8 protein-coding genes are annotated in these 7,065 nt (G+C 43.1%); all 8 read right to left on the bottom strand.

Translation table 11 applies throughout. From position 1 onward, the window contains the following. Positions 1-555 (bottom strand): hypothetical protein (locus AC1DUA_RS16265; protein ID WP_477500760.1); only part of this gene is annotated, 555 nt, incomplete at its 3' end. Positions 556-559: 4 nt separating this feature from the next. Beyond that, entirely contained in the window at positions 560-1,960 is a 1,401-nt protein-coding gene (locus AC1DUA_RS16260) for a hypothetical protein (protein WP_477500759.1), read from the bottom strand. A 71-nt stretch (positions 1,961-2,031) separates the two neighbouring features. Beyond that, positions 2,032-2,628, bottom strand: a complete 597-nt coding sequence (locus tag AC1DUA_RS16255) for a hypothetical protein (protein ID WP_477500758.1) — start codon at positions 2,626-2,628, stop codon at positions 2,032-2,034. 99 nt (positions 2,629-2,727) lie between these two features. After that, the gene (locus tag AC1DUA_RS16250; protein ID WP_477500757.1) at positions 2,728-4,728 is read right to left on the bottom strand and encodes an SGNH/GDSL hydrolase family protein; all 2,001 of its coding nucleotides are present in this window, start codon (positions 4,726-4,728) and stop codon (positions 2,728-2,730) included. Position 4,729: 1 nt separating this feature from the next. Next, positions 4,730-5,293 carry a phage adaptor protein gene (locus tag AC1DUA_RS16245; protein WP_477500756.1) on the bottom strand — a complete coding sequence of 188 codons (564 nt, stop codon included), beginning with the start codon at positions 5,291-5,293 and terminating at the stop codon, positions 4,730-4,732. 63 nt (positions 5,294-5,356) lie between these two features. Further along, positions 5,357-5,587: a hypothetical protein gene (locus AC1DUA_RS16240; protein ID WP_477500755.1), complete on the bottom strand. Its 231-nt coding sequence runs from the start codon at positions 5,585-5,587 to the stop codon at positions 5,357-5,359. A 16-nt stretch (positions 5,588-5,603) separates the two neighbouring features. Beyond that, positions 5,604-6,758, bottom strand: a complete 1,155-nt coding sequence (locus AC1DUA_RS16235) for an SU10 major capsid protein (protein WP_477500754.1) — start codon at positions 6,756-6,758, stop codon at positions 5,604-5,606. A 29-nt stretch (positions 6,759-6,787) separates the two neighbouring features. Next, positions 6,788-7,065 (bottom strand): hypothetical protein (locus AC1DUA_RS16230; protein ID WP_477500753.1); only part of this gene is annotated, 278 nt, incomplete at its 5' end.

Genomic DNA, 7,065 nt, shown 5'->3' with positions numbered 1-7,065 from the left:
CTCTAGATGTACGTCATTGGAAGAAGATGTGATTCTAATTTTCTGCGTAGGATTCAGTATGAAATCCCCTGTGCCATTAGGCGCAATGAACATTTGGACGCTACTTGCTGGATCTTGCCAAACGAGAGCTGGCGTACCTCCAACATAATCCGGAGTTATATAGATATAATGATCAGCATCTAATGAAGCTTTTAACAAAGCATCCTCCGATTCATTTAGCGTAATCCTTGGGAACCCGAGCGCAGATAAAAAGGCAGCTTGAACAGCCGTCAGCTTACCTGCCTTCGTTACCTTGAACTTAGGAAGCCCATTCATCGCATCCCCTGCCCAAATCCTGATATCATCAGCAGCCGTATCTTGTGTATTAAAACCTACGTCTCCATCTTTCGATTGAAGCTTATAACGACTTGCAAGCCACCCTGCAATTTCTCTAATATTCTTCGTGTCAATATTAGAAAAGACTTGATCCAATTCCTCGGCAATCATGTTCAAGTTGATAATGACCTTCTGCAAATCCGCATTAAGCGGCGTTTCTGGAAATGATGTTGTTCCCATGTCCTCACCTCAATGGATAAAAGTCTTCGTCCCTTGCCCACTCATGGAACTGAATAGGTCCCGTTCCCTCGAATTTCACTCGTAGCTGCTGTGTTGGCGGTAAGATGTTTGAAGGGAAATAATATGGCTGTCGTTGGATACTTCCGCTACCAGTGAGAATAGATCCAGATTGCACCCACGTCCCACCTGTTGCCGATCCGTTCAAGGATACGCCAAACGTACTGCCGGCAGATAGTTCCATCGTTGCCCATAGTCTTTTCCAGATGATGCCCTGTGACATCGACTGGCCTGTAAACGTACCAGGAATCCAGTTCCATGCAATTGGTACACCTGCATCATCATTAGCCCCGTCAAGAAGTAGCAAGCGACCTTGTGCATCCCCGATGTAAAGCTTTGTACCAACCATGGCGAACTGAAGCGYGCTAATGCCCGACCATGGATAATAGGTGTCTTTCTTCGGATCGTATTCAATCAGTGTAGTGCCAAGTCCAAGGTATATCCGAGTGCCATCCGTTTCTAGAACAGCAGCTGCCTTATCTGCTGCGCTCATTGCTGTGAAATATTCTTTAATTCGTTCCGAAAAATCATTCTCTGGCTGCCCTGATCCAGGGAACCTATAGAACCCCGCATCRTCAAGCTGATACATCCATCCATCAAGCGCTATAGCCGATTTCTGATTGAACTGGCCTGTGCCTAATACATTCCGCACATCGTAATCAGAAGGCGCGTAGCCGATCAGCGTATGTGTTGAGCTGGGCTTTGAAATGGTTAGGCGAGTCAAGCCGGATACGATGCCGTTTATCGTCTCCCCGTTCGGTGTTTCGATCGTAGTGAACCATCCGCTAGCGTCCTCATCGTCTGGGTCAACCGGCAATGCCCAGTCATTTGCAATACGGTAAGCAGAAGCCCACAGTTCATTCCCYACAGCGCACCAGAGACGATCAGCGAATTGTGTGATGTATTTGCCTCCGGATGGCACACCTGACAAAACAGAAACGGTCGTACCGTTGTAATAACGAGGAGAATCTACACCGTTCGCACCGATCAGGCTGATATCAGAGAGATTGCCTTTGAAGTTGGTGAACGTCCATTCTGCTGTCGTACTAAGTCCACTGGCGAGCTGCGTCCAAGTTCCATCAGCATTCAACCTTTGCCATGTGCCGTCATTGAATACCGCATGCAACTCAATATCTTTCCAGACTCCCATCCCTAACACACGGGTACCGAACGTACCAAGCAATGAGTAACCGGGACGCGTGCTGGCAATAGGAAAGTTACTACTGCTCAGATTCACTGTGTCATAAGCGAAATCAGCAGCAATAGAAAAAGGATCGAGTTTATTCGATCCCTTGAAGATACGCTGTGTAATTGGTGGTCTGTTTTTTATTGGAGGCCAGTAGTTCATAATTAATTATCACTCCTATGTGCCTTTCACGGTAATAAAAAAAAGACCTCGAGGGTCCTTTTTTTATTTTGTTACTGAACTTCATAATCAATTACTAGATGAATTTCCACATTTAAAGAATCGAGCTGGTCTTCGGATACAAATGATCCCTTTTTATCGTCATGTCGATACGATTCATTGAATATTCTCATGAGTAACTTATTCTGAGGAACTAACACTGGATCAGTGCCATAATTGTACTCAATAGGAATATTATACGTTTGAGAATTTGTCTGTTTGACATTCACAGAGAAGAGGTTATTGTCCACTGTATGATTGAATCGCTCATGTGGATTTCCTATAACCTGTACGCTTTTATCGTCAAACGGAACTCCTACATTTACTAATGACGCTAACGTTTGACGAATAACTGTATCAAATTCCTTGTGTTCCGGTTGTGGACCAGCTGTTAAATTACCATATATTCTTTTTATCTTAATAGGATTGGTTTCATTGAATTTAAGAACAAAATCATTCTGGCCTTTTTGCCATGTTTCGATTCCCCAGTTAAACTGTTTTGTTTTCACTGAATCAGCATAAGTTTTACCTGTTGAATCAAATTGAATCACGAAAAGAACAATTAATGCTAGTCCCACAACACTTAAAACTTTTTTGAAAATTTTATTCACACTTTACCATTCCTTTTTTTAATACATCATACTACAATTTCTGCAGTTATGGATATACTAACTATTCACTTTTAGTAAATCATGATTTGCAATCACTCCTCATTGATAAGTCCATAATTCAGAGGGAAAAGACACAGTAGACGGCACGGAAATCCAAAGTAAGTCGTTTGTCGCGTCAGAATTATAATAAGCAAATTTACCAACCTCTAGGCTCGCTAATGTTGCTTGACTCACTGCAGTATTAGAAAGTTGATAATAGGCAAATGTAGTCAAGTTCCTAAATATGATCCCTCTGTTCTTATCATATTTGGGTAGAATGCAGAAGAATAATTTCTCTCCCGCAGTTGTCGTTAAAGGGTAAGCACCACCAGGAGATACGTTCCATGTCCCAGCAGTTGTTGGAATATATTTAGGCAGAAATAAGGAAACATCATTCGTTCGTGCTAAAGCTGTGATGATTCCAAAAAATGCAGGAAAGTAGAATAGTGAATGTCCCAAACCTGTCGGGTGATTAATTCCGTTTCCGTTTTTATTTTGACCGTATGAGCCGACCAGTTCTGTTTCATTAAACAATGGTGCGCCCTGTAGTCCATCACGGTAACCTAATGTAAAACTAGAGAAAGAAGGTGGTGTTCCATCGCTGCCTATGAGGATATCACCACTGTGCATCTTGCGTACACCAGTGTAATCTATCCTAAGCACATCATTCACATAAATTTTGTGGGTTCCATCCTTTACTTCTATTCGAACTTTTGTATTACTACCTGTTGGAATTGTTAGCCCTGAAAAGGAAGCTAATGCTGTACCATCTGCAAATAGCTGCACATTACCATCACCGCTATTGCCCGGAACTATCAATGCAATTATCTTTCCTAGGTCGTTTGCTCTGTACTCAATCCGTGCTAATCCCGAATTCCCTGTTACACTTGGATTCATGTTAAATTCGATAAACCCGTTGTAGAAATCACGAACACGCTTCACCATTTTTCCTGTTATGCCTGGCTTTGGTGAAAGTGTCGTTCCATTCATATTAAACCCTGATGTATCACCAGACCACTTTGCGCTATTGCCATAATACTTAAAGTCCGTCTCCGAACTGACTGCTCTCGAAACTTCATCACGGCCGAAATTAAGTATTGTGTGCAGTCGGTTTGCATCAGCAATGATATACCCTTTTTGTTTAGTGAATTCTCTTGTTGCCCGAGCTACGGCAAAAGTAGTGTCTTGTCGTTGTCCGTATCTAGATACAACTTTTGTAGGAACAAACGTAGGTACGACCACGACACTAGGAACAACAGACCATGTTTTAATGAACGTATCCAACGATTGCAAGTTAGCAAACATAGTTTCATCAGTTCCAGCACTCCCAGAATCATTCATTCCAAAAGCGACAATCAATAAATCTGGAGCAAAGTCCTTTACATGGTCTCGCCACGATTTACCAACCGTACTCCAAGAACGCCAAAAACCCTGCGATACATCAGTGGGTTCTGATGCTAATCCTTTATAGTTCGCATCAATAGCCTGAGATAATCTACGTGAACTCAGGGCATAGTTTTGCGTTGTAATTGTTACTCCGGGAAGCGACTGGCCAAGCAACGATGTGACACGTTGCACGTAATTATCATTAAAGTCAACATCTCCCCATTCCGTGATACTGTCTCCCCAAAAACCAATTTTTAATGTCGCTGTATCACTGATTGCTTTTCTGGCCCGTTTAAGTGAGTCCTTAGGCAACACGCTGATCTCATCGATAGCTTTTGAATAAATCAGCGATGTTTCACCAATATTTGTCCCTTCGCCATACTGTTCTAATTTCACATCATTTCCACCAAGAGTAAGAGTGGCGTTATCGCCAATCAAAACAACTTTATCAAGATCATTTAGTGTCGTTGCACTGTAGGAGCCTGACGGAAAAAATACAGATTTAGAGTTAGCAGCAATAGCAGCATTAATGGCCTTTTGAATTGAATTTGTATCGTCATTTCCGTCTCCTCTGGCGTTGTATGGAGCTGCTTTAACATTAAAAAGGAAGTTCCAAATCTTCGCGATGTTTAAACTTGCTGCTATTTGTTCAGCAATTTGCTCAGCTTTGTTCATCTCACTCCACCCTCATTGGCGGCAAGGCCGGCTCTGGATTTGCCTTCTTGAAATCTTTAATCTCGTCGTTGTATTGGCTGATAAATCCGTTAGACACATCGAACTCCCGATTCCGAGCGGCCATCCATTGGCAAAGGTTATACACGTGAACCATCGGGAAATCTCCATCGAATGAAGGTAAAGCATCAGCATCTCCTTTTTCTGGCTCCAGGTATGCGAAAATGATCAGGCCGCCGGGAACATCTGTGTCAGGAGTCGGATAACGTCCAAGCGATCCTTGATAGGTGTATAGGAAAGGTGGAGCCTCGTTGTCCTCATTGATGTCCTCATAATCTATGGTGTATCCATCCCACACCACGCTGATGATCTTCGACACATGGAAAGGTAATGGATATAGATACTGCCCAGCAACGATGTCATAAGCATATGCTGTCTTCTGCCGATAAATTGTTCTGAGCAGCTTCTGATCAAGCACATAAATTTGTGTTAGCTTTGAAGCTTCTGTAAATCCATTGGGATACAAATCATTGGCCGTCTCAATGATCTCCCCATTTGTCATTGCCATTTATCATCACCTCAGAACGCAAAAAGGACAGGACAATGAATGCCCTGCCCTCTCTGGGTTGGATTAAGTTTGTAAATCTGATTCCTGTTCCGACTTTTCTTCGAAGATCTGATTGCCAAAGAAACGATGCTTACGGACAAATGAAATTTCATCCTTTTTATCTGTTTCATACTCGCCGTTCTCAAAACGAATGTGTTGCCCCTCGACAACTTCCGTAATACCGTTTGTCACCTGATTGCGCTTCGGCTTCATGCAGAGCACTTGATTGTGGCATTTCGCAATAAATTTAGCCATATTGATTCATTCCTCCTTATGATGTTACGCCCGTAAGGACGGCATGAGTTTCTTTGTTACGAACTTCCAGTCCGCCTTCGGTCAGGTATTCATCGATTCGACCATCAGCATCATTTGCTTGGATGTTGGTGCGTAGAGTTGTATCAGAACCCTCTAGCGGACGGTATGTCACATTTTCCGGGTCAATGATAATTCCATATCCACCATACACTGCGCCTTCCAATGTGTTCATACCATTAATAATGTTGTAAGTACCAAATGGCGTCACATACTTGAAAACGGAAAGACCAAATTTCTTAGCTTCAAGGTCGATTTGAAGTTTGCCAAGCGCCCATCCATTAATTACTGAGAGCAAACGTGCAGAAGAATACAGGATCTTTTCTTTGCTTCCGTATTTAAATACGACCTCAGACAAGTTGTTATCAAATTCCGTTTGTGTCAGCAAACCACCAGCATCATAATTATTTGCACTCAAGAACGACAACATTCCGCCTGTGGCACGCTTTGGATGGGAGCCTGTCGTATCTTCTTTCCGTTCGCCAAAAATCAAGGAGCGCTCGATATCCTTTTTATGCTCGATGCCCTTCTTCATTTGTTGATAGGATAACTCGGAAGGACCATACAACTTAGTTTTTTGTGCTGTACGGGATACACCGAATGGTGTCCTCCAAATTTGCGTGTAGTTGAACATTGGTGTAAGACCAGTTGTTTTCATTGTTCGCATACCGGCGAACTCTTCGTTCACGTTACCTACGATTACTAATGGATCATTATCGACTAATACAGCAGCAGCAGTAACACCATAACCACGAATAACTGTAAGATCATTTGTTGCAATTGCCGTGACTAGAATTACCTCTCCTGTACGTGGTACCTTCACGATGTCATTAGCAGCAAAGTAAGTCCCGTTATCTACCGTGAGTGTAAGATCAGTTGCAAGGTACCCGGCTGCCTTGTTAATAGCATCCCATCGAGGAGCAAGACCGTCTTCCATCCATTCAAATTTAGGATTGGAAGCACTCTTGCTTTTGTTTTGAGCTAATTTTAGAAACGAGAGTAGAGCTGCATCATCTGGCTTCAGCAAGCCGATTTCATTGGACATATCAACTACAAGACGGTTTTGCGTGATGTTACGTGTATTCTTTGCACCTGTAATAACTGGTTGTGGCATATATGAACACTTCCTTATCGGTTAATTTTTTAGCCGAGTAGCCCACGACCCCCGCGACCATTCGCCGCCATAATACCTTGGCGAATTTCATCTTCTGGAGATAGTTGCTGCTCGCTTGTTACTTTGGCTTTGGCACCTGTGCGCGCTGCTGGCAAACCTTTCTTAGCAGCACGAGCAGCTTCTGCCTCTTTGCGGCCTTCTTGCTTGGCTTTGTTGTAGACAGCTTGCTTGGTGTCCCCAAATGCTTCAGCGGCTGCCATGCGTAGTACTCGTGTAGTGGGATTCTTGGCTAGATTCGGGTTACCAA

The organism is Paenibacillus sp. 01T422, assembly GCF_056398785.1.
This window is presented reverse-complemented; position numbering and strand designations above follow the sequence as displayed.